Source organism: Thermocrinis minervae, assembly GCF_900142435.1.
Classification (GTDB): domain Bacteria; phylum Aquificota; class Aquificia; order Aquificales; family Aquificaceae; genus Thermocrinis_A; species Thermocrinis_A minervae.
This window is the reverse complement of record NZ_LT670846.1, coordinates 140,662-162,360: the sequence shown is the minus strand read 5'-3', so window position 1 is coordinate 162,360 and position 21,699 is coordinate 140,662. Positions and strand designations below refer to the sequence as shown.

Annotated in this window: 17 protein-coding genes, 2 tRNA genes and 3 rRNA genes; 12 read left to right on the top strand and 10 right to left on the bottom strand. The window is 47.9% G+C overall.

Features of this window, described 5'->3' with window-relative positions:
• Positions 1-6 precede the first annotated feature (6 nt).
• A complete protein-coding gene (gene nikR / locus B5444_RS00845) occupies positions 7-408 on the top strand; it encodes a nickel-responsive transcriptional regulator NikR (protein WP_079653367.1) in 402 nt (133 codons plus the stop codon).
• On the top strand, positions 405-878 hold the full coding sequence (rfaE2, locus tag B5444_RS00840) for a D-glycero-beta-D-manno-heptose 1-phosphate adenylyltransferase (RefSeq protein ID WP_079653366.1): 474 nt from the start codon (positions 405-407) through the stop codon (positions 876-878). Before nikR ends, rfaE2 begins: the two co-directional genes overlap by 4 nt.
• A 9-nt stretch (positions 879-887) precedes the next feature.
• Here the strand turns inward: rfaE2 and B5444_RS00835 are convergent, their stop codons facing one another.
• A complete protein-coding gene (locus B5444_RS00835) occupies positions 888-1,484 on the bottom strand; it encodes a recombination protein O N-terminal domain-containing protein (protein ID WP_154021705.1) in 597 nt (198 codons plus the stop codon).
• A 295-nt stretch (positions 1,485-1,779) separates the two neighbouring features.
• On the opposite strand from B5444_RS00835, the gene B5444_RS00830 reads away from it, so the two are divergent.
• The 5 genes from B5444_RS00830 (at position 1,780) to rrf (ending at position 6,722) form a co-directional block, all read left to right on the top strand.
• Positions 1,780-3,348 (top strand): 16S ribosomal RNA (locus B5444_RS00830).
• 64 nt (positions 3,349-3,412) lie between these two features.
• A tRNA-Ile gene (locus tag B5444_RS00825) sits at positions 3,413-3,486 on the top strand.
• Between the two features lie 13 nt (positions 3,487-3,499).
• Positions 3,500-3,571, top strand: a tRNA-Ala gene (locus B5444_RS00820).
• Positions 3,572-3,617: 46 nt separating this feature from the next.
• Positions 3,618-6,570, top strand: a 23S ribosomal RNA gene (locus B5444_RS00815).
• A 32-nt stretch (positions 6,571-6,602) separates the two neighbouring features.
• A 5S ribosomal RNA gene (gene rrf, locus B5444_RS00810) occupies positions 6,603-6,722 on the top strand.
• Together the 16S, 23S and 5S rRNA genes with 2 tRNA genes alongside form the textbook arrangement of a ribosomal RNA operon.
• Before the next feature lie 6 nt (positions 6,723-6,728).
• Here rrf and B5444_RS00805 read toward each other — a convergent pair.
• Genes B5444_RS00805 through exbB form a run of 3 tightly spaced genes read right to left on the bottom strand, consistent with a single transcriptional unit; the run spans position 6,729 to position 8,252 of the window.
• Positions 6,729-7,463 carry an energy transducer TonB gene (locus tag B5444_RS00805; protein ID WP_079653364.1) on the bottom strand — a complete coding sequence of 245 codons (735 nt, stop codon included), beginning with the start codon at positions 7,461-7,463 and terminating at the stop codon, positions 6,729-6,731.
• Positions 7,460-7,837: an ExbD/TolR family protein gene (locus B5444_RS00800; protein ID WP_079653363.1), complete on the bottom strand. Its 378-nt coding sequence runs from the start codon at positions 7,835-7,837 to the stop codon at positions 7,460-7,462. Before B5444_RS00800 ends, B5444_RS00805 begins: the two co-directional genes overlap by 4 nt.
• The gene (gene exbB, locus B5444_RS00795) at positions 7,827-8,252 is read right to left on the bottom strand and encodes a TonB-system energizer ExbB (RefSeq protein WP_079653362.1); all 426 of its coding nucleotides are present in this window, start codon (positions 8,250-8,252) and stop codon (positions 7,827-7,829) included. The genes B5444_RS00800 and exbB overlap by 11 nt, the downstream gene beginning before the upstream one ends.
• Before the next feature lie 66 nt (positions 8,253-8,318).
• On the opposite strand from exbB, the gene trpB reads away from it, so the two are divergent.
• Genes trpB through B5444_RS00780 form a run of 3 tightly spaced genes read left to right on the top strand, consistent with a single transcriptional unit; the run spans position 8,319 to position 12,045 of the window.
• Positions 8,319-9,494, top strand: a complete 1,176-nt coding sequence (gene trpB / locus B5444_RS00790; RefSeq protein ID WP_079653361.1) for a tryptophan synthase subunit beta — start codon at positions 8,319-8,321, stop codon at positions 9,492-9,494.
• Positions 9,491-10,399 (top strand): GTPase Era, encoded by a 909-nt coding sequence (gene era, locus B5444_RS00785; RefSeq protein WP_079653360.1) that lies wholly within the window; start codon positions 9,491-9,493, stop codon positions 10,397-10,399. Before trpB ends, era begins: the two co-directional genes overlap by 4 nt.
• Positions 10,399-12,045, top strand: a complete 1,647-nt coding sequence (locus B5444_RS00780) for an ABC transporter ATP-binding protein (protein WP_079653359.1) — start codon at positions 10,399-10,401, stop codon at positions 12,043-12,045. The genes era and B5444_RS00780 overlap by 1 nt, the downstream gene beginning before the upstream one ends.
• Here the strand turns inward: B5444_RS00780 and B5444_RS00775 are convergent.
• Genes B5444_RS00775 through B5444_RS00765 form a run of 3 tightly spaced genes read right to left on the bottom strand, consistent with a single transcriptional unit; the run spans position 12,033 to position 14,567 of the window.
• On the bottom strand, positions 12,033-12,815 hold the full coding sequence (locus B5444_RS00775; protein WP_079653358.1) for an LpxI family protein: 783 nt from the start codon (positions 12,813-12,815) through the stop codon (positions 12,033-12,035). The genes B5444_RS00780 and B5444_RS00775 overlap by 13 nt on opposite strands.
• A complete protein-coding gene (gene folE / locus B5444_RS00770) occupies positions 12,812-13,372 on the bottom strand; it encodes a GTP cyclohydrolase I FolE (protein ID WP_079653357.1) in 561 nt (186 codons plus the stop codon). Before folE ends, B5444_RS00775 begins: the two co-directional genes overlap by 4 nt.
• Positions 13,373-13,385: 13 nt before the next feature.
• Positions 13,386-14,567: a TRC40/GET3/ArsA family transport-energizing ATPase gene (locus tag B5444_RS00765; RefSeq protein ID WP_079653356.1), complete on the bottom strand. Its 1,182-nt coding sequence runs from the start codon at positions 14,565-14,567 to the stop codon at positions 13,386-13,388.
• 162 nt (positions 14,568-14,729) lie between these two features.
• Here B5444_RS00765 and B5444_RS00760 point away from each other — a divergent pair, with 162 nt between their 5' ends.
• Entirely contained in the window at positions 14,730-16,016 is a 1,287-nt protein-coding gene (locus tag B5444_RS00760; RefSeq protein ID WP_079653355.1) for a heterodisulfide reductase-related iron-sulfur binding cluster, read from the top strand.
• Between the two features lie 389 nt (positions 16,017-16,405).
• On the top strand, positions 16,406-19,879 hold the full coding sequence (dnaE, locus tag B5444_RS00755) for a DNA polymerase III subunit alpha (protein ID WP_079653354.1): 3,474 nt from the start codon (positions 16,406-16,408) through the stop codon (positions 19,877-19,879).
• Here the strand turns inward: dnaE and B5444_RS00750 are convergent.
• From B5444_RS00750 to B5444_RS00740, 3 genes are read right to left on the bottom strand one after another with little or no spacing between them, the layout of a single operon-like run.
• Positions 19,848-20,219, bottom strand: coding sequence for a DUF309 domain-containing protein (locus tag B5444_RS00750; protein WP_079653353.1), 372 nt, complete (start codon positions 20,217-20,219; stop codon positions 19,848-19,850). The two genes, dnaE and B5444_RS00750, sit on opposite strands and share 32 nt — an antisense overlap.
• Entirely contained in the window at positions 20,203-20,484 is a 282-nt protein-coding gene (locus tag B5444_RS00745; protein ID WP_079653352.1) for an FUN14 domain-containing protein, read from the bottom strand. Before B5444_RS00745 ends, B5444_RS00750 begins: the two co-directional genes overlap by 17 nt.
• Positions 20,484-21,599, bottom strand: coding sequence for a radical SAM protein (locus B5444_RS00740; protein ID WP_079653351.1), 1,116 nt, complete (start codon positions 21,597-21,599; stop codon positions 20,484-20,486). Before B5444_RS00740 ends, B5444_RS00745 begins: the two co-directional genes overlap by 1 nt.
• Positions 21,600-21,699: the final 100 nt, after the last annotated feature.

Genomic DNA, 21,699 nt, shown 5'->3' with positions numbered 1-21,699 from the left:
AGCCTTATGGAAAGGTTTTGCATTTCCATACCAAAGGAACTCCTTCAAAGACTTGATGATATGCTAACTGAGAAAGGATATTCTTCCAGGTCAGAGTTTATAAGGGACCTCATAAGGGAAAAGTTGGTAGAAAAGAAATGGGAGGAAGAGGGCGAAGTATTCGGAGTTATGGTACTCGTATACGATCATCACACAAAAGGGGTAACTGACAAACTCATACAGATACAACATATGGAGCGTATTAAAGTCATAAGCTCCCTACATATCCACATCAGCCATCACGATTGTTTAGAGGTGATAGTTATGAGAGGAAAGGGGGACGAAATTCAAAGACTGGCTAATCATATGGAAAGTCTTAGAGGAGTAAAGTTTTCAAAGCTTATAAGGGCAGCTTACCTAGAAGCATGATACTAAACCTTGAAGACTTGCTTAGGATTTTAGAAAGCGAGAGAAAAGGAAAGGTAGTAGTGTTCACCAACGGATGCTTTGACATACTCCACGCAGGCCATGTTAGCTACCTTACAAAGGCAAAGAGTTTTGGAGATATCCTCATAGTAGCTATAAACTCAGATGAATCCATAAGAAGGATAAAGGGGCCCAAAAGACCTATCATTCCTCAACACATGAGGGCTTATGTGGTAAACAACCTAAAGCCAGTGGATTATGTGGTCATATTCGAAGAAGACACACCAGAAAAACTTATAAGGGCCATAAGGCCAGATGTTTTGGTAAAAGGAGAAGACTGGGATATCCATAACATAGTAGGTGCTGACTTTGTTATGTCCTACGGTGGAAGAGTAGAGAGGGTTCCCTTTGAGTTTGACATCTCCACGAGTAAGATAATCCAAACAGTACTCTCACGCTTCTGTGAAGGTTAAGACTTAAACTTACAGACTGTTTTGGATACGTTCCTCAAGGGCTTTTAAGGTTTTCCTGTAAAGAAGTTCATCTATCTTTAGCCGACTTAGGTACTTCTCATCTGAGCTTTCTATTATATGAAGTAATCTTCTCTCTTCTTCACCAAACACATTGAGGTTGTATATACCTAAAGCGTTCATAAAGTCTATGAATAATCTAAGATAAAAAGCTTTTACGTTTGTTACTCTCTTCTTGAGGTAGAAGGTAAACGTACTAAATAGTTTTTCATCATAGAACTGTGCATACTTAAGGATGAAGGAAGCTACTGCAGACATCCACAGGTACCTCTGATAAGACTCTAAGGAGAGGTAAGACAGAGGCTCAAGGTCAGAAACATCCAATGGGATTACTATCCCATTTTTCTCTTCAAAGCAGAGTTCCATCATGTTGAAAGGTTCAAAGATTCCAAAGAAAGGACTCTCTGGCAGCACTCCCTTTCTTACAAACGCGCTCTCTATCCCAAATATGCCATAAACCTTTGCTATAAGGTCTTCATCACCGGCCAAGAACCTCTTAAGTACCAAGATACGAGCTTTGGAGCTCATAGAAGGAGAGATTATACTCATAGTACTTGACAGATGGATCAGGCATGCTATAATATAATCAGTTGTGTACGGAGGGGTGTTGAAAACCCCTTGACAAAAATTTTGATTGGGCTATAATAATAAGTTGTATGTATCAGAGGGGTTGCAAAAGCCCCTTGAAAAAGGGTTGACAAAGAAGAAGGTCTGGTATAAAATATAAAGAGCTTGACAAAGAGTGAAGTTCGGTATATAATATAAATAGTTAGATGGCCTACTAGGGGCCATCGTAGGAAGTTGGCAACTGAATAGGGAGGAAGAGCTCCTAAAACTTGGGGTTTTATTGAAGAGTTTGATCCTGGCTCAGCGCGAACGCTGGCGGCGTGCCTAACACATGCAAGTCGTGCGCAGGCTCGCCCTTCGGGGCGGGTGCTGAGCGGCAAACGGGTGAGTAACACGTGAGTAACCTGCCCTCGGGAAGGGGATAACCCTCCGAAAGGGGGGCTAATACCCTATAATGCCCTGGGTCACTAAGGCTCAGGGTGAAAGGTGGCCTCTGCTCTGCATGCTACCGCCCGAGGAGGGGCTCGCGGCCCATCAGGTAGTTGGTGGGGTAACGGCCTACCAAGCCTATGACGGGTAGCCGGCCTGAGAGGGTGGCCGGCCACAGTGGGACTGAGACACGGCCCACACCCCTACGGGGGGCAGCAGTGGGGAATCGTGGGCAATGGGCGAAAGCCTGACCCCGCGACGCCGCGTGGGGGAAGAAGCCCTTCGGGGTGTAAACCCCTGTCGGGGGGGACGATGCGGCCATGGACGAATAGTCCTTGGTCGTGACGGTACCCCCAGAGGAAGGGACGGCTAACTACGTGCCAGCAGCCGCGGTAATACGTAGGTCCCGAGCGTTGCGCGAATTCACTGGGCGTAAAGCGTCCGCAGCCGGATGGGTAAGCGGTTTGTCAAAGCCCACCGCTCAACGGTGGAAAGGCAAACCGAACTGCCCATCTTGAGGCAAGCTCAGGTAGGCGGAATTCCCGGTGTAGCGGTGAAATGCGTAGATATCGGGAGGAACACCGGTGGCGAAGGCGGCCTACTGGAGCTGTCCTGACGGTCAGGGACGAAAGCTGGGGGAGCAAACCGGATTAGATACCCGGGTAGTCCCAGCCGTAAACCATGGGTGCTAGGCGTTGTCCCTTTGGGGCAGTGCCGGAGCTAACGCGTTAAGCGCCCCGCCTGGGGAGTACGGGCGCAAGCCTGAAACTCAAAGGAATTGGCGGGGGCCCGCACAACCGGTGGAGCGTCTGGTTCAATTCGATGCTAACCGAAAAACCTTACCCGGGCTTGACATGGTGGGAAACCCTTGCGAAAGCGAGGGGTGCCGTCCTCTGGACGGAATCCCACCACAGGTGGTGCATGGCCGTCGTCAGCTCGTGTCGTGAGATGTTGGGTTAAGTCCCGCAACGAGCGCAACCCCTGCCCTTAGTTGCTACGCCGGAAGGCGGGCACTCTAAGGGGACTGCCGGCGATAAGCCGGAGGAAGGTGGGGATGACGTCAGGTCAGTATGCCCTTTATGCCCGGGGCTACACAGGCGCTACAGTGGCCAGGACAATGGGAAGCGACCCAGTAATGGGGAGCAAATCCCTAAACCTGGTCATGGTGCAGATTGAGGGCTGAAACTCGCCCTCATGAAGCCGGAATCGGTAGTAATGGCGGATCAGCTAAGCCGCCGTGAATACGTTCTCGGGCCTTGCACACACCGCCCGTCACGCCACGGAAGTCAGTCTTCCCGGAAGCCCTCGGGCTAACCACCTGCAAGGGTGGGGGCAGAGGACGATGGGAAGGCTGGCAACTGGGGCGAAGTCGTAACAAGGTAGCCGTAGGGGAACCTGCGGCTGGATCACCTCCTTTAAACGGAGTTTCGGGTAAAAATCAGGAGCTCTTCCTCCCTATTGAGGTGCCTAAGCACCGCTGAGGGCCTCTAGCTCAGTTGGTTAGAGCGTGCCCCTGATAAGGGCAAGGTCGGTGGTTCAAGTCCACCGAGGCCCATTATCTGGGGCAAGGGGATGTAGCTCAGCGGGAGAGCGCCTGCTTTGCAAGCAGGAGGTCGTGGGTTCAAATCCCACCATCTCCATGTGTTTGCCTTTGGCAACTGAATAGGGTTGGTCATCCTTGTGGGTGTGTAAGTTAGTAAGGGCCCTGGGTGGATGCCTCGGCTGCCCGAGGGGATGAAGGGCGTGTTAAGCTGCGATAAGCCGGGTGGAGGCGCAAAAAGCCGTTGAGGCCCGGATGCCCGAATGGGGAAACCCGGCAGGGCGTTGAGCCCTGTCATCCGCGCGCAAGCGCGGAGCCGATACGGGGCGAAGTAAAACCTTCTAGTAGCCCCAGGAAAGGAAATCAAAACGAGACTCCCCGAGTAGCGGAGAGCGAAAGGGGACCAGCCCAAACCACATGGGTGCCATGGCGGCGGCCTTAGCCCATGTGGGGTTGCGGGACGTGCACGGAGAGGTCCGCCGGCCTCTCAGGGAGTTACAAAACTGCCTCTCAGCCGAAGTGAGCTGGAATGCTCCGCCATAGAGGGTGAAAGCCCCGTAGGCGAAGAGAGAGCAGTCTCCCGGGTGCACGATCCCAAGTACCACGGCCCCCGTGAAAGGTCGTGGGAATCAGGGGGGACCTCCCTCCAAGGCTAAGTACTCCGGGCAGACCGATAGCGCATAGTACCGTGAGGGAAAGGTGAAAAGAACCCCGAAAGGGGAGTGAAATAGAACCTGAAACCCAGGGTCCACAAGCCAGTGGAAGGGTCCTTGCGGCCCGACTGCGTGCCTTTTGCAGAATGAGCCAGGGAGTTGTCCTCGGCGGCGAGGTTAACCCGTTAGGGGAAGCCGTAGCGAAAGCGAGTCCGAATAGGGCGCTTTAGTCGCCGGGGGCAGACGCGAAGCGGAACGATCTACCCATGCCCAGGGTGAAGGACGGGTAACTCCGTCTGGAGGCCCGAACGGGTCGGTGCTGCAAAACCGTCCGATGAGGTGTGGGTAGCGGTGAAAAGCCAATCGCGTTCCGTGATAGCTCGTTCTCCCCGAAATAGGTCGACGCCTAGCGTCACCCGTTCCTTCCCGGAGGTAGAGCCACTGGTTGGGCTAGGGCTCCGAAAGGGGTACCGAACCCTGCCAAACTCCGAATGCCGGGATAGGTAGGGTGGCAGTCAGTCCCCGGGGGATAAGCTCCGGTGGACAAGAGGGAAACAGCCCAGACCGCCAGCTAAGGCCCCAAAATCCGGGCTAAGTGGGGAAGGATGTGCGGCTGCTAAGACAGCCGGGAGGTTGGCTTAGAGGCAGCCATCCTTTAAACAGTGCGTAACAGCTGACCGGCCGAGCGGCCGTGCGCCGAAAATTTAGCGGGGCTCAAGCCCGGTGCCGAAGCTGCGGGTTGGCACCTCCTCCGGGAGGTGCCAGCGGTAGGGGAGCGTTCCGTGTGGGTTGAAGCCTCACCGTAAGGTGGGGTGGACTGCACGGAAGTGAGAATCCTGGCATGAGTAGCAGCGAAGACGGGTGAGAAACCCGTCCGCCGGAAGCCCAAGGGTTCGGCGGCAATGTAAATCAGCCGCCGGTTAGCCGGGACCCTAAGGCGAGGCCGAAAGGCGTAGCCGATGGGAAGCGGGTCAACATTCCCGCGCCAGCGGTGTGGAGCCCGAGTCGTGACGCAGGAGGCTAGGGGCAGCCACCTATGGGATGGTGGTCCAAGGTAGTAGGAGGGGGTGGCAGGCAAATCCGTCACCCCATACTCCGAGAGCCGATGGGGTAACTGCCCTGACGCCACACTGACGAGAAACAACGGCGCGGGCGTTGAAGCACCGCTGCCCGTACCGCAAACCGACACAGGTGGGCTGGGTTAGTAGCCTAAGGCGTCGGGGGAACTCTCCTCAAGGAACTCGGCAAGTTGCCCCCGTACCTTCGGAAGAAGGGGGGCCCATGGGAGTGAAGCCCTCGCGGTGTAAGCTCCTGTGGGTCGCAGAGACCGGGCGGTGCCGACTGTTTACCAAAAACACAGGACTACGCAAACCCGTAAGGGGATGTATGTGGTCTGAAGCCTGGCCAGTGCCCGAAGGTTAAGGGGATGGGTGCAAGCCCTGAACCGAAGCCCGGGTAAACGCCGGCCGTAACTCTGACGGTCCTAAGGTAGCGAAATTCCTTGTCGGGTAAGTTCCGACCTGCATGAATGGCCCAACGAGTGCCGCACTGTCTCGAGGAGAGTCCCGGCGAAATTGTAATGCCGGTCAAGATGCCGGCTACCCGCGGCAGGACGGAAAGACCCCGTGAAGCTTCACTGCAGCCTGGCATTGGACCTTAGCCTGTCCTGCGCAGGATAGGTGGGAGCCTGTGAAGTCCCTCCTCCGGGAGGGATGGAGGCGCCGGTGAGATACCACCCTGGGCAGGCTGGGGTTCTAACCGAGCCGTGTTAACCACGGCCGGGACCGTGTCAGGTGGGCAGTTTAGCTGGGGCGGCTGCCTCCTAAAAGGTAACGGAGGCGTCCAAAGGTCCCCTCAGGCGGGTCGGAAATCCGCCGTAGAGTACAAGGGCAGAAGGGGGCCTGACTGTGAGGCCGACAGGCCGAGCAGAGGCGAAAGCTGGGCCTAGTGACCCACCGGTTCCACGGGGAAGGGCCGGTGATCAGCGGATAAAAGCTACTCCGGGGATAACAGGCTAATCTCCCCCGAGAGCCCACATCGACGGGGAGGTTTGGTACCTCGATGTCGGCTCCCCCCATCCTGGGGCTGAAGCAGGTCCCAAGGGTTGGGCTGTTCGCCCATTAAAGGGGGACGCGAGCTGGGTTCAGAACGTCGCGAGACAGTTCGGTCCCTATCCGCCGCGGGCGCAGGAGCCTTGAGGGGGTCCGTCTCTAGTACGAGAGGACCGAGACGGGGCAGGCTCTGGTGTACCGGTTATCTCCCCAGAGGTAGCGCCGGGTAGCCATCCTGCTACGGGATAAGCGCTGAAAGCATCTAAGCGCGAAGCCCACCCCAAGATAAGGGCTCCCTGAAGGGCCGTGGAAGACCACCACGTTGATAGGCAGCAGGTGGAAGCTCCGCAAGGGGTGAAGCCGAGCTGTACTAATAGCCCGTTCGGCTTGCACACCCACAGGGTGACCAACCCTATTGAGTTGCTTCCCTCGGGACCATAGCGGAGGGGAAACACCCGGTTTCCATTCCGAACCCGGCAGTTAAGCCCTCCAGCGCCGATGATACTGTGCCGGGCGAACGGCACGGGAAAGTAGGTCGTCCCGGGGGTTTAATCTATTCTAAAAGGAACCTAATAGGAACCTTCACTCTAACCGCCGCGTGCGGTTTAGGAAACATATGGCTACACCTCTTAACAGCTTCTAAAGCACTTCTGTCCAAAACCTCAAAACCGCTTGACTTTTCTACTTTTATATCCTCTACCTTTCCGTCTTCGCAAAGTCTAAAGGAAAGTATTACTGTACCTTCCCATCCCATCTTCCTGGCAATAGGTGGATAGTTTGTATTCTTTTGCAGTATCTCCCTTATTATCTGCAGATGTTCCTTTAAAAACCTTTCTTCTTCTGTGGATTTTTCTGTTCTTTGATCCGATGATTTTGTATCTTTGGAGCTCAACTCTATGGATTTGTTGGATTTCTTATCACCCTCTGAAGTACTTTCCTGTTTTTGTCCATGCTGTACGTCCTGCTTTTGGCTTACTGGGTAAGTAATCGGTTGGACATCATGTGGCTTCTGGTCTGCTTCCTTTTCAGCCGTCTTAACTGTGGTTACTTTCTCCTCGTGAGGAGGTTTATTTTCAAGCAGTGGCCTGTGAATGTTAGGGGTATGGCGTTTGATCACCTCCTTGAGTCTTTCAGCGTTTGTCTTCTGAGGATTTTCGGGTATGTACGTGGATAGATCTAAATCTATCTCTTTTACAACTGGAACGTTTGGCCTGAAGGTCAGTAAAAGAGCTAGCATTGAACTATGTATTAGTAGAGATATGGTGTAGGCTTTCAGTCTGTGGTTCATGATTCTTGTGTCCTTATGTGTACTTTCTGAAAGCCAAGCCTCTTAAGAAGATCTAGCACGTCAACCAGTTTCTGCACCCTTGCGTCTCTGTCTGCAAACACAGAAATCTGAAGGTTTCTCTCAAGAGGACTTAGCAGTCTTTCAAGGTCTACTAGATTGACTTGGGTGTTTTCGTAAAAAACTGTGCCATCTTTCCTAATCACTAACCTTATCTCCTTCTGTTGAAGCTGGGCCTGTCCTTTTGCAGTAGGAAGACTTACAGGAATTGCTCCACTGGCTATAAAGCTCGCCGTTACCAAAACTATAGTAAGTAGAACTAGCATGATGTCTATGAAGGGAACTACGTTTAAACTGTCAAATTCTTTATCTTCCATTCTTCACCTCCCATAAGAGGAGCTTTTCCTTTACTTTTCTGAGAAGATAGTTGTAGAGAACTGATGAGGGAATGGCCACGCTAAGCCCAAAAGCGGTAGCTTTCAAAGCTAGAGCAAGACCTACCATTATCTTCTGGGTTTGTACAAGACCTTCCGAGCCTATGGTGTAGAAGGTGAGCATTATACCAAGCACTGTGCCCAAAAGGCCTACGTAAGGCGCGTTTGAAGCCACCGAAGCTATCCAGAAGAGCCCCCTCGTTAGATCTACTTCAAGTTCTTGTTTTGTTCTGTAGTCTTCTAGTCTTACCTTTCTGTAGTAGAGGAGTCTTTCCAAGCCTTTTGAAAGGGAAAAGAAGCTCATTAACATGAGGACACCTATAACACCGTAGTCAACTAACGTTTTTAAACCTTCCATGGTTATAATTTTAATTTAAGTTAACATGCATATTAAAGCTCTTCAGTAAGCTTTATAATTGTCTTGATGAGTCACAAGAAGGGATACTTTGGAGAGTTCGGTGGAAGGTTTGTACCAGAAACTTTGATGTATGCCCTTGAGGAACTCGAAGAAAACTACGAGCGTATAAAGCATGATGAGACTTTTTGGAAGGAGTTTAGGTATTACCTTGAAAACTACGCGGGTAGACCTACTCCTCTTTACTACGCTGAAAACCTAAGCAAGTATGTGGGTGGAGCTAAGATATACATAAAGAGGGAAGATTTACTGCATACGGGTGCTCACAAGATAAACAACACCATAGGTCAGGCTCTTCTAACTAAGAAACTCAACAAGAGAAGGGTCATAGCTGAAACAGGTGCTGGGCAGCATGGCGTTGCTACAGCTACAGCGTGCGCCCTCTTTGGTCTTGAGTGTGTAGTCTACATGGGTGAAGAAGACGCAAAAAGGCAAGAGCTTAACGTCTTTAGAATGAAACTTTTAGGTGCAGAGGTAAGGGTGGTCAAGAGTGGCAGCAGAACCCTTAAAGACGCAATAAACGAAGCGTTGAGGGATTGGGTTACCAACGTGGAGACAACCCATTACATAATAGGTTCTGTAGTAGGTCCCCATCCCTTTCCAACAATAGTGAGGGATTTTCAAAGCGTAATAGGCATAGAGGCAAAGGAACAAATACTTCAACTAGAGGGTAGGCTTCCAGACGCAGTAGTTGCCTGCGTGGGTGGTGGTTCTAATGCTATGGGTATCTTCTACCCCTTTGTAGAGGACAAGGAGGTCAGACTCGTAGGTGTGGAAGCCGGAGGGCTTGGTCTTGAGAGCGGAAAGCACGCAGCATCCATAAATGGTGGTTCCGTGGGCATACTGCATGGCATGAAGTCTTACTTTCTCCAGGATGAAGAAGGACAGATACTTCCCACACACTCCATATCTGCAGGCTTAGACTATCCAGGTGTAGGTCCTGAGCATGCTTACCTCTTCTCCACAGGAAGGGCCCAGTACTGTTACGCAACAGATCAAGAAGCTCTAGAAGGTTTTAAGCTTTTGTCCAGGTTGGAGGGTATAATACCAGCATTGGAGCCAGCTCATGCTATACCAAAGGTCGTAGAGCTGGCAAAGGAGATAGGTAAGGGTGGTATAGTCATTCTAAACCTCTCTGGGAGAGGCGACAAGGACATGATGCATGTAATGAGGTACCTAACATGAAGGTAGGTTATGTGGCCATAGTAGGAAAACCAAACGTAGGAAAGTCTACGCTTCTTAATAACATACTAGGGAGGAAGGTCTCCATAGTTACACCCAAGGCAGGAACTACGCGCATAAGAGTCCTCGGTGCAAAGAACATACCGGGTACAGCCCAGATAATCTTCCTAGACACTCCGGGTATATACAGGCCAAAGGATGCTCTAGGTGAAGCTATGGTAGAAACTGCTCAAGCATCCATACAGGATGCAGACGTTATTCTGTTTATGATAGACGCCCAGGATGGATGGATGAACGACGATGAGATGGTCTACCAAAAGTACATAAAACCCTATGCCGATAAAAAGCCCGTATTCCTGCTTATAAACAAGGTAGACCAGGTGGGGCCGGTAAAAGAACTCTTGCCCCTCGCCGAGGAGATACACCAAAAGCATCCTGAGATAAAGGAGATAATACCCATAAGCGCCCTAAAAGGGTATAACTTGGACAGACTGATAGACACTATACTCCAGTACCTGCCAGAAGGTGAGCCCCTATTCCCCGAAGATATGATAACAGACCTCCCCTTCCGGCTATTGGTGGCAGAAATCATAAGGGAGAAGGTACTCCTAAAGGTCCATCAAGAGATTCCTCAAGGTGTTGCTGTAGTTGTCAACGAGATCTCCGATGGTACACACGACCCCAACGTCTTGGTGATAAAGGCAGACATAATAGTAGATAGAGAAAACTATAAACCCATACTCATAGGATCAAAAGGCCAGATGATCAAGTCCATCGGCAAGATGGCGAGGGAGGAGTTAGAACTTATAACGGGTAGGAAGGTTTACCTTGAGCTTTTTGTAAGGGTAAAACCAGACTGGAAAAAGAGGCCGGATCTCGTCAAAAGCTTTGGCTACAGGCTCGATTGATGCAACATCTAATATGGCTGGTAAGTAGACTAAGACTATACAAACTCCTTATAGCCCTTTCCCTCCTCGGTTCTCTTTTTGAGTCTCTTGGAACATCGGGTGTCAGTCTTCTTATGAAGGATCTTGTGGACAAAGGATTTCTAAACAGGGATATGACTAAGCTAACCCAGAGCGTGGTACTCATACTCTTCCTGGCACTACTTAGCCAAGTGGGTAACTTTTTGGTCTCTTATTTTACCAACATGTACGCAGAAAAGGATGTACTCAAGCTAAGAGAAACTCTCTACTATAAGGTTCTTTACTCGGGCAGGTCTTTTTTGATGGGTATGAGATCTGCCGATTTAACAGCTCGTATCCTCTCCGACCTTGAGCTCTACAAGACTATCCTTAGGGATCATGTTCCAAGGCTTTTTAGAGATCCTCTAACTGCTATCTTCTTGGTGGGAGTGCTCCTGTATAGGGATTACCTTCTTACCCTGACTCTGCTGGCTGTGCTTCCCGTCCTTGCACTGGCCATACAGTATTTTGGTAAGAAAAAGGCAAAGTACACCAAGAGACTGCAGGAAGACCTTGAAGACCTCACACAAAAGATATACGACGCCTTCCATGGATACGAAAACGTGAAAGTCTTCTCAGCAGAAGAAAAGTTCCTAGGATGGCTAAAGGAGATAAGCTTGAATGCCTACACTAGGGCTATGAAGAAGGTATTTTACACTACTCTAAACTCAGTGTTTGACTACATGCTAGGCTACGCTGTGGTTGCTTTAGTACTTCTGTACGGTGGCCACAGGATAGTTGAAGGATCTCTTACCACTGGTGAGTTCATTTCTTACATAACCGCCTTGGTCATGCTCCAGTTGCCCCTTATGGAGACCCAAAAAGGTATCATGGAAATAAGGGCCCATCTTCCTGTTATAGACAGGATAAAACAGCTTCTAAACCTCCCTAAGGAGGAAGATGGTCATGTGGAGTTTAAGGGACTATCTGAAGGTATCAGGGTGAGCTCTTTAAGCGTAGGACAGGTACTTAAAGATGTTAGCTTTCACGTGAAGAAAGGGCAGAGGGTAGGTATAGTGGGACATACGGGTTCTGGTAAAAGCACCCTCCTTAGAGCATTGGCAGGTCTTGTAGAGTACAAAGGAAGCATACTCTACGACTCTGTAGAGCTAAGAGACTTTAGAAGGGATACCTTTTTTAGAAGGATAGGCTTTTTAACACAGGAACCCTTTATATTTGAAGGTACTGTAAGAGATAACCTTCTTATAGCGAAGCCAGACGCAACTCAAGAGGAGCTAAAGAAAGCCTTGGAACTTTCTCTCCTTAACCTTCCCCTTGATCATCATATCAAAGAAGGGGGTAAGAACCTTTCAGGGGGTGAAAGGCAAAGACTGGCAATGGCACGGATATTCTTAAAGGACCCTGAGATAGTACTGCTGGACGAGGCCACCTCTTCCTTAGATGTGAACACGGAGAAGAAGCTCATGGAAAACCTGTACTCTTACTTTAAAGACAGAACCATTCTAATGGTAGCCCACAGGTTGACCACTCTAAAAGACTGTGATGTGGTACTACTCTTAGAGGATGGTATGTTGGTAAAAGAAGGGAGCTATGAAGAGGTGATAAGCACTTTTCTTCAAAGGCCATAGACGGCTATGGAGTACCTCTTGGCAAGCATCAAGAACCGTTCCTTATTTACTATGTAGACTTTCCCACTCTCTAAGAAGAGCGCATCACCTCTAATCTTTTTGATGGCTTCAAGGGTGTCTGGTCCCACTGTAGGTACGTCTATCCTAAAGTCTTGGTTCTTTCTAGCAACCTTTACAACCCTACACCCTGGTCCTGCAAGCTTACCAGCTCTCAGGATGGTTTCTTGTGTACCTTCCATGGCTTCAACACTTACTACGCTCTTGTTCTTTACCACTATGGTCTGTCCTATGTCAAGCTCTGCAATCTGTTTGGCTATGCTAAAACCAAAAAGACCATCCTGCATAGCTTCTTCTGACGGTAAAAGATCCGTCATAGGACCCTGTTGGGCTAGTATGTCCTCCAAAAAAGGCTTTGGGTCTATGAACTCAAAACCTAGGCTTTCAAGCTTATCCATGAAGGCCCTTATGAGGCTCTCCGGCCTTCTGTCCTTGGAGTTTCTCAAAATCTCCCTGGCTAGATCATCCATGAATATAAAGTGGGAGAATATTAGCTTGTGTTCAAACTTTCCAAGCATTACTAGCTTGTTTATGCCTTTCTTCTGGAAGATCTGGACGAGCCTTCCCACCTTCCCCAGAGAGATCTTTTCGTCACAGTAAGAGTCTGTTATACCCCTGACGCCTATAGTAAAAACTTCGTGTCCCTTCTCAGAAGCCTTCTTCCTAAAGACGGAGGGAAGCTCACCCCAACCTGCTATTAGTCCAATCTTCATAAACCTTGCTTTCCGATAAGTTTTAAGAATTCCTCCCTTGTTCTTAGATCCTTTAAGAATATACCTCTGAGGGCTGAGGTTACAGTTATGTGCCCTGGAGTCATGACGCCCCTCATGGACATGCAAAGGTGCTCAGCCTCTATTACTACAGCCACACCCTTTGGGTTTAACTGCTCCTGTAAAAAGTCCGCTATCTGCTGAGTGAGTCTCTCTTGTACCTGGGGCCTTAGCGAAAAGGCTTTGACGGTTCTCACCAACTTAGAAAGTCCACACACTACCTTGTCAGGTATGTATGCTATGTGAACCTTACCGAAGAAGGGAAGGAGGTGGTGCTCGCATAAGCTGTAAAACCTTATGTCCTTAACGATAACCATCTCGTTGTAGTCTCCAAACTCTTCAAAGAGCTTAAAGTTGAACTCCCTCTGACGGTCAAATTCTTCCCACATACGGGCTATCCTGTCAGGTGTTTCTTTGAGGCCCTCTCTATCTGGATCCTCTCCTATACCTTCAAGGAAAAGTCTTATAGCTTGCTTTATCTTCTCTTTATCTATGGCCATGTGAACATTATACCTACTCTAGAGTTATGTAGAGGTACTTGTCTTCTATCCTTGCTCCCTTTGGTTCGTAGTTTCTTAACTTCCTAGGCAGGAGTATGTGGCTTTTGAAGTTCCTCCAGCGTACCACTATCTCGCCTTCTCCCTTTATAAGGGATAGTCCCTCTTTGGTTATAAAGGGTGCATGCAGCTTTATAACATACTTGCCATCCTGCTGTATGAACTCATAAGGTCTTTCCTTGTAGAGGACTTTTATCGGGTCCTGATCTTTGTATATGAGTGTGGAGAGAACCTTTAACTTCTCTTCTCCTACTACCTCATCCTCGAGCATGGGTACTTCAAATATGGGGGTTGGGGCAAAGTAGCTGTGGATGGTCTCAAGGTATTTTTTCTGGGTTAAAACCCACCTGCTTGCGTACTCGCAAGGCTCCAATTCAGGAGGTAATACCTTGTTGACCACTATGGCATCCACGTTCACACCAAAGAGGTTAAAGTACAGGTAAGCTCTCTGGGTTTCCTTGATCACCATCTTCTCTGGGTTAAGCACGAGCCTGACAGAAGTTATTTCGGGGTCTATTATAAGCTCGTCCACACCCTTTAGCTTCTCGTAGAAGTTCTCTATGGCCTTAAAGTACTCGTCGTCTGGTAGTGGTACGTCTGTGAGCCTTCTTGCCACTGGACGGGCTACTTTGAATATGGTCCTCTCCACGTTGAATATCTTCTTCATGTACCACTTTAAAACTGTGGGCATGGATACAAACCTTAGAGACTCTCCCGTGGGCGGAAGGTCAAGCACCAAGGCATCAAACTCCTTCTCCCTATAGTACTTGTTCACATAGAGCAGGCTTGTGACTTCCTCCATGCCTGGGAGTATGGCGAGTTCTTCTGAAAGAAGCTCACCAAGACCGCTGGTGTTAAAGAGGATTTCCAAGAACCTGTAAACATCACCCCAGTATCTGTCTATCTCCTCCTGTATGTCTATCTCCTGTATGTAGAGGTTATCCTTTATCCTTATGGGAAGGCCTTTGGCCTTTATCTTCTCATCCTCTGGTATATCAAAGGCATCCCCTAGGCTGTGTGCTGGATCTAAGGAAACTACTATGGTCCTATAGCCCAACTCGGAGAGCTTGTAGGCAGTAGCCGCCGATATGGTAGTCTTTCCTACGCCACCCTTTCCTGAAAAAAGTATGATACGCATGGAATAAAATTTAGCATGTGAAGTATCTGTGAAAAGGAGCTACCAAAACTGTAAATAGCATTAGACAGAGAGGTTTTAAAGAAGAGGTTTTGGTAGAGATACCCCTTGTTTTTTGAAAATAATTTGCATATAATAGATGCTATATAAAAGGAGGTTGTGGAAATGTCAGAGTTTGCCATCGGTGGTGTTAAGGACTTTGAGTTTAACATCAAGGACCCAAACTTCCTTAACGAAGAGGCTATTTGGGAAGAGGCCAAAAGGGTATACTCTAAGTGCAAAGACTGCAGGATGTGCGTGACATACTGTCCATCTTTCCCAGCTCTCTTTGAGGCTGTAGATCGTCATGACGATGATGTAAACAAACTCTCCAAGGAAGAGTTGGCCAAGCCTTTAGAACTTTGTTTCCACTGCAAGCAGTGCTACTTTAAGTGTCCCTACACTCCTCCCCATGAGTGGAGGATAGATTTCCCACATCTATCTCTGAGGTACAAAGTGTGGAAGTTCAAAACCAAGGGAGCAAAGATAACAGACAAGATTATGCTAAATACAGACCTTGTGGGTAAACTTTCTAAACCTTTCGCACCCATAGTAAACAAACTCAACAACACTCCCACCTTTAGAGTAGTCCTTGAGAACTTTATGGGTGTTGACAGGAGAGCTATACTTCCACCCATGAACTCAAAAAGCTTTGTAGAGATCTTCAGGGAGAACAAGAAGCCAGTCAAAGGTCAGAATGGAAAGGTGGCACTCTTCTACACGTGCCTTTTTAACTACAATTATCCTGAGAAAGGCAAGGCACTCCTTAAAGTGTTTGAGATGAACGACATATGGGTAGACCTTCCAGAGCAGCAGTGCTGCGGCATACCTTTCTTTGATATAGGAGACATAGACTCGGCCATTGAGAAGGCGAAGTACAATGTGAAGTCTCTCAAAAAGTTCGTAGAGGCTGGTTATGACATAGTGGTACCAGTTCCTACATGCGCCCTTCAGATAAAGTACGAGTATCCTCTCTTACTGCCAGATGACCCAGACGTTAAAGCCGTCTCAGAAAAGATTTACGACGTTCACGAGTACCTTTGGAAACTCCATCAGCAAGGGAGGTTTAACACAAACTTCAAGAAGTCTATGGGCACCATAGCCTACCACATTCCATGCCATCTTAAGTCTTTGAACGTGGGTTACAGAGCTGCTGCCCTCATGCGCCTTATTCCTAACACAAGGGTAAAGCTTATAGAAAGGTGTTCCGGACATGATGGTACCTTCGGAGTGAGAAAGGGAACCTTTGACATGGCTTACAAGGTAGGCTCTAAGCTCTTTGAAGAGCTTAACTCCTCCGGTGCTGATCTGTTTGTATCAGATTGTCCCTTGGCCAGCAACCAGATAATGCTGGGAACAGGTAAAAGACCGGTGCATCCAATAGAGGTTCTAGCCATGGCTTACGAAGGGTAGGACTCTCTGTAATGGGTCTTACATGAAACGCTTTTTATCGCGTGAAGAAAAAGATCTCCTGCTGTAAAGTGAGGTGTTTTTTGTAGAAAGTGTGAAAGCATGGCTACAGAAAAAATGTGGACACTCAGAAAGGTATAGGATTCACATAAGCATGACAAAGATAAGAAGCATGCTTTACTCAGGACAGAGACCACAAAGGGGTATGCAAAATAGTGAAAAAATGGATTGCTTTTTGTTTACCTAAGGGATAGGGAGTAAAAAACTACATACATACCTCTAATAGAAACATTTTTTAGGTATTTTTGAAGGAGATTACGGGAAAAGAATAAAACTGTAGAAAGTTAGAATGTCAAACTGAAGGTAAACAATCTCTGATAAAATAACCATCTATGGGTGACTTTGTACATCTTCACCTGCACACCCAGTACTCCCTACTCGATGGAGCTATCAAGGTAAAAGACCTTCAAAAGAAGGCTGTAGAGTTTGGTTACAAGGCTGTAGCCATAACTGACCACGGAAACCTCTTCGGGATACTTGACTTTTACAAGAGTATGAAAGAGGTGGGTATAAAGCCTCTGATAGGCATGGAAGCCTACTTTACAACAGGGTCACGCTTTGACAGAAAGGGCAAGGCCTCTGAAGATAACATAACGGACAGATTAAACCATCATCTGATACTCATAGCTAAGGACGATACGGGCCTAAAGAACCTTTTTAAACTTTCCACACTTGCTTACAAGGAAGGTTTTTATTACAAGCCGCGCATAGACTACGAGCTTCTTGAGAAGTATTGCGAAGGACTCATAGCCATAACCGCATGTCTAAAGGGTGTACCCACCTATTACGCCAGCATAGGTGAAGAGAAAAAGGCAGAGGAGTGGGTAAAGAAGTTTAAGGACCTGTTTGGTGATGACCTTTATCTAGAGCTTCAGGAAAACTCCCTTCCAGAGCAGGAGAGAGCTAACAGAACATTGATACAACTTGCTAAGAAACTGGATGTTAAACTCGTGGCTACTGTAGACTCTCATTATCTTAACCCAGAGGACAAAGTAGCTCACCAGGTCCTTATGGCCATACAGATGAAGAAAACGCTTATGGAAATTCAGCAGTCTGGCCTCAAGTGTACCGTAGACGGTCTTCATTTCGCAAGCCCTCAGGAGGTATGGGAAAGATTCAAAGGTAAGTTTGATGGTTGGGAAAAGGCACTTATGAATACCCTTGAAGTAGCCCAGAAAGTCCAGGATACCTTTACCCTCTTGGAAAACAGAGGATACCTCCTGCCCAAGGTAGACACAAAGGACAAAAGCATGGAGGAGTTTCTAAAAGACTTGGCATACAAAGGACTAAGACAGAGGATAGAGCAAGGCTTGGCCAAGAATACCAAAGAGTACTGGGACAGACTTGAGTACGAGCTTTCTGTGGTAAGCAGTATGGGCTTTGCTGGATACTTCCTTATAGTTCAGGACTTTATAAACTGGGCAAAGAGTAACGGGATACCCGTAGGCCCTGGCAGAGGTTCCGCCGCCGGTTCCTTGCTTGCCTTTGCTCTTGGTATAACAGACGTAGACCCCATAAAGCATGGACTCCTCTTTGAAAGATTCCTAAACCCAGAGAGGATATCCATGCCTGACATAGACGTAGACTTCTGCATGGAAAACAGGGACAAGGTAATAGACTACGTCAGGGAAAAGTATGGAAAAGAAAACGTAGCTCAAATAATCACCTACAACGTGATGAAAGCTAAGCAAACACTAAGGGATACAGCCAGGGCTTTAGGTCTACCTTACTCGGACGCAGACAAACTTGCCAAACTCATACCACAAGGGGATGTACAAGGAACGTGGCTGTCCTTAGAGGAGATGTACTCAACCCCTATAGAGGAGCTTCTGAAGAAGTACGGACAACATAGAACAGATATAGTGGATGCAGTAGAAAAGTTCAGAAAGCTATGCAAGGAGAACAAACAGATAGACACCCTCGTGCAGATAGCTCTAAAGCTTGAGGGTCTTACAAGGCACACATCCCTTCACGCTGCAGGCGTGGTCATATCTCCGGTACCCCTAGAAGAACTCTTGCCGCTCTACTACGATAGAGATGGAGCCTTAGCTACACAGTTTGATATGGTCAAGCTGGAGGAGATAGGCCTTGTAAAGATGGACTTTTTGGGCTTAAAGACCCTTACAGAGTTAAAGCTCATGCGCGATCTGGTCCAAGAAAGGAAGAACGTATCTATAGATTACCTAAAGCTGCCCTTAGATGATCCAAAAGTTTATCAGCTTCTAAAGGAAGGAAATACCACAGGAGTTTTCCAGCTTGAAAGCTCGGGCATGAAGAATCTTCTAAGAAGGTTAGAGCCTGACAACTTTGATGACATAGTGGCCGTGCTTGCCCTATACAGACCAGGGCCTCTAAAAAGCGGACTTATGGACAGCTACATAAACAGAAAGCATGGAAAGGAACCCATAGATTACATGTTTCCTGAGCTTGAACCCGTGCTTAAGGAAACCTACGGAATTATAGTCTACCAGGAGCAGGTCATGAAGATGTCCCAGATACTGGCAGGTTTCACTCCAGGCGAGGCAGACACCCTAAGGAAGGCCATAGGTAAGAAGAAAGCTGACCTCATGCAAGAGATGAGAGGTAAGTTTATAAAGGGCGCTGTAGAGAGGGGTTATCCTGAGGATAAGATAGTAAAGCTCTGGGAGGACATAGAGAAGTTTGCCAGCTACTCTTTCAACAAGTCTCACTCAGTAGCCTACGGTTACATATCCTATTTTACTGCTTACATGAAGGCTCACTTTCCTGAAGAGTTCTTCTGCGTAAAGCTATCCATGGAAAAGAACGACAAGAAGTTTTTAAATCTCCTTAAAGATGCTAGGACCTTTGGTATAAGAATACTACCACCGGACATAAACAAAAGTTATGTAGACTTCAGAATAGAGGATGACAACTCCATAAGGTTTGGGCTTGCACGTATAAAGGGTGTAGGTCAGGAGGCGGCTGAAAGCATAGTGAAGGCAAGAAAAAGGCCATGGACAAGTATTGGAGACTTCATAAGGAGTGTAGATTCTAGGAAGGTGAACAAAAGAGTTCTTGAGGCTCTTGTAAAGGCTGGTGCCTTTGATTTTACAGGAGAGTCTAGGACAGCCCTACTTGAAAAGCTATCGGGTTCCTCCAAAGGGACTGTATTACCCATGAAGGGGCTCTTTGATACAAAGTCTGTAAAGGTCCAGGATGACCAGGAGCAGATATTCAAGTACGAGAAAGAGGTCATAGGCTTCTACATCTCTAAACACCCATTAGATGGTTATGAAAAACTACTTCAAGGTAAAGTAACGCCCTTGGAGCTAGTAGATGACCTCACGGACGGTAATGTTACAGTAGCAGGAGTTATCATAGATCTAAAAGAAAAAAGGACCTTGAAGGGAGACTACATGGCCATCTTTACCCTTATGGACAAAACGGGTATGAGTCAGGTCATAGCTTATCCAGATGTGTACGGAGAGAATCAGGAGAAGTTAAAAGAGGATAACATCGTGGTCCTAAAGTGCTCTGTAGACTTTGACGAAGAATCAGAAGAGGTAACCCTTGTAGCCAAGGAAGTTTACACAGTAGATGAATTCATAAAGCGTGAGGATTATCCTCTCAAGCTCATCTTTAGAAAACCTATACCGAAAGAGAACCTAATGCGCCTCAGGGAGATAATTGCAGAGCATTCGCATGAGGATGGCGTGGATGTACTACTTGAAATAAGGCTAAACGGAAGCTACGTACTCATGCAGGCAAACCCCATATACAAAGTAAGGGTAAGTAAAAGGCTCATAGACAGTATCAAGGAGCTTGGTGTGGATGTGATAGTTTAAGTTCTGGAAAAGTCTCCAGCGGAAGATCCCTCTCCAACCTTTCTATAGAGTATTCCACCTGTTTGAGTATGTATGGGAAGTCAACACCTAAGCAATAACCACAATGATCTATCTGGTCTTTAACCATCCGTAAGACTCTAAGAGCGCTATCCTTCCTTTGATTTAGATAATGGTTGTAGGCTATGGCCAACCTTATGAGTCCCTGGAGACAATTTCTAGTAAACTTGTCCTCCTTAGGAAAGGTGCACCACAGGTCCTCCAAAAGCTCGTGTGCCTCGTAGAAGAGGCATCTATCCCATAGATCCTTTGCCTTTAAAAGGAGATCAGCTCTTGAATCCAAGGAAAAAGCCCATAGCAAAGGTTCCCGAGAAGGCCAGCTTTTTTAGGATGGACTGGGTGAAAGAGTTAAACCCGCTGAACATCCCCCCAAATACGTGAAGGAGGTTCTTCCATTCTACTGTGATAATACCTTTACTCTCAAGCCATAGGAGGGAGAGTACATAAAGGCCGAAGAGGACAAAGAGGAAGTGCATGAGCCTCTTGATAGTATAACCAAGGGCGTAGCCAGCAAGCCCCGCAAAGCCAAGGTCCAGGACAGTATCCATCAGTGGTACCTAAAGACGCTTGGGTTGAGTACGTCTGGATAGTTGGTGGTCATCTCGTAGTCAAAGAGCTGCTTTCTTATCCTCATTAGGTCCTGCCTGTTGGGTTTGAATGGATAGCTCTTGATGTCCGTCACAGAACTGTCTCCGAAGGGTCTGTTGCATGCCACCTCTGTAGTCTTACCTCTACATCCCGAGGTCATGAAGGGTCTTCCACTCCAGAAGATCTCTTCAAAGGTTTCCTTGGGTATACCAAAGTCTATAACCTGACCCTTTTCGTTGAACTTCATGTCCTCGTAGCGTGCTATCCTGTTGTCTATGAGATATCTTGCAAACTGTACTCTCCTGTACTGGGGTGCAGGACACGGCTTTTCCTTCTCCATCATAGATCCTTCCTCTGGCCAGAAGGAGAACAGGTGCGTCCTAGCCCCAAGGTCTCTGACCTTCTGTATGGTTTCTATCATCTCCTGTTCTGTCTCGCCTAGTCCGACTACCAAGTGACAGCCTACATAACCATCTCCCATAACCTCAGCAGCCCACTCTAGGACTTTCCAGAAGGTTTCCCATCTGTGAGGGCTGTTCATAGGCCTTCCTCTAAGCTTTTCAAAGACTTCAGGTGTAGCACAGTCGATGGCTACCGTAACCGTATCCGCACCAAGTTTTTTGTAGTCCACTATGTCCTCGTAGGTGGTTCCTGTGGCGTTTATGAGAAGTGAGACGAATATTTGATCCCCCAGCTCCCTTATAACCTTCTCCAGTACAACCTTTGTGTCCCTTATGGCCCTAGGGTGGGTTATCTGGGCTATGCAAAGCCTTTCCACGTGTCCCACCTTCTTGGCCCTCTCTATTATCTCGTCTATGTGTACTGTAGGCCATTCCACCCTTATGAAGTTCTTCTTAGAGTATTCCATCTCCCTGGCTTTCTGTAGCCCGCAGTAGGCGCAGGTAGCATGGCATCCTGATGGATAGGTAAGCAGCGTATTTATGCAACTGAGCTTGGTGTTCCTATAAAACTGTCCTGGGACTAGGCCAAGGGTCATGGCCGCTGCCATACTTATCTGAAGGTACTCTGGACTCTCCCTCTGGACTGTAAGCTTCTCAAGAAGCAGCCTATCCATGTAAGACCTCCTTTAAAAGGATTATACCATCCTAAAAAACCTAAGATCTCTCAGTCTTACTTATAGTAGTATAAGTGTAGTCAATCATAGGATACAGAGA

Bases quoted from the DNA above. Each gene is read 5' to 3' on its own strand.
- nikR (WP_079653367.1), top strand. From the start codon at position 7: ATGGAAAGGTTTTGCATTTCCATACCAAAGGAACTCCTTCAAAGACTT.
- B5444_RS00780 (WP_079653359.1), top strand. From the start codon at position 10,399: ATGCAACATCTAATATGGCTGGTAAGTAGACTAAGACTATACAAACTC.
- B5444_RS00800 (WP_079653363.1), bottom strand. From the start codon at position 7,837: ATGGAAGATAAAGAATTTGACAGTTTAAACGTAGTTCCCTTCATAGAC.
- B5444_RS00835 (WP_154021705.1), bottom strand. From the start codon at position 1,484: ATGAGTATAATCTCTCCTTCTATGAGCTCCAAAGCTCGTATCTTGGTA.
- era (WP_079653360.1), top strand. From the start codon at position 9,491: ATGAAGGTAGGTTATGTGGCCATAGTAGGAAAACCAAACGTAGGAAAG.
- B5444_RS00765 (WP_079653356.1), bottom strand. From the start codon at position 14,567: ATGCGTATCATACTTTTTTCAGGAAAGGGTGGCGTAGGAAAGACTACC.
- exbB (WP_079653362.1), bottom strand. From the start codon at position 8,252: ATGGAAGGTTTAAAAACGTTAGTTGACTACGGTGTTATAGGTGTCCTC.
- B5444_RS00740 (WP_079653351.1), bottom strand. From the start codon at position 21,599: ATGGATAGGCTGCTTCTTGAGAAGCTTACAGTCCAGAGGGAGAGTCCA.
- dnaE (WP_079653354.1), top strand. From the start codon at position 16,406: ATGGGTGACTTTGTACATCTTCACCTGCACACCCAGTACTCCCTACTC.
- folE (WP_079653357.1), bottom strand. From the start codon at position 13,372: ATGGCCATAGATAAAGAGAAGATAAAGCAAGCTATAAGACTTTTCCTT.
- trpB (WP_079653361.1), top strand. From the start codon at position 8,319: ATGAGTCACAAGAAGGGATACTTTGGAGAGTTCGGTGGAAGGTTTGTA.
- B5444_RS00775 (WP_079653358.1), bottom strand. From the start codon at position 12,815: ATGAAGATTGGACTAATAGCAGGTTGGGGTGAGCTTCCCTCCGTCTTT.
- rfaE2 (WP_079653366.1), top strand. From the start codon at position 405: ATGATACTAAACCTTGAAGACTTGCTTAGGATTTTAGAAAGCGAGAGA.
- B5444_RS00760 (WP_079653355.1), top strand. From the start codon at position 14,730: ATGTCAGAGTTTGCCATCGGTGGTGTTAAGGACTTTGAGTTTAACATC.
- B5444_RS00745 (WP_079653352.1), bottom strand. From the start codon at position 20,484: ATGGATACTGTCCTGGACCTTGGCTTTGCGGGGCTTGCTGGCTACGCC.
- B5444_RS00805 (WP_079653364.1), bottom strand. From the start codon at position 7,463: ATGAACCACAGACTGAAAGCCTACACCATATCTCTACTAATACATAGT.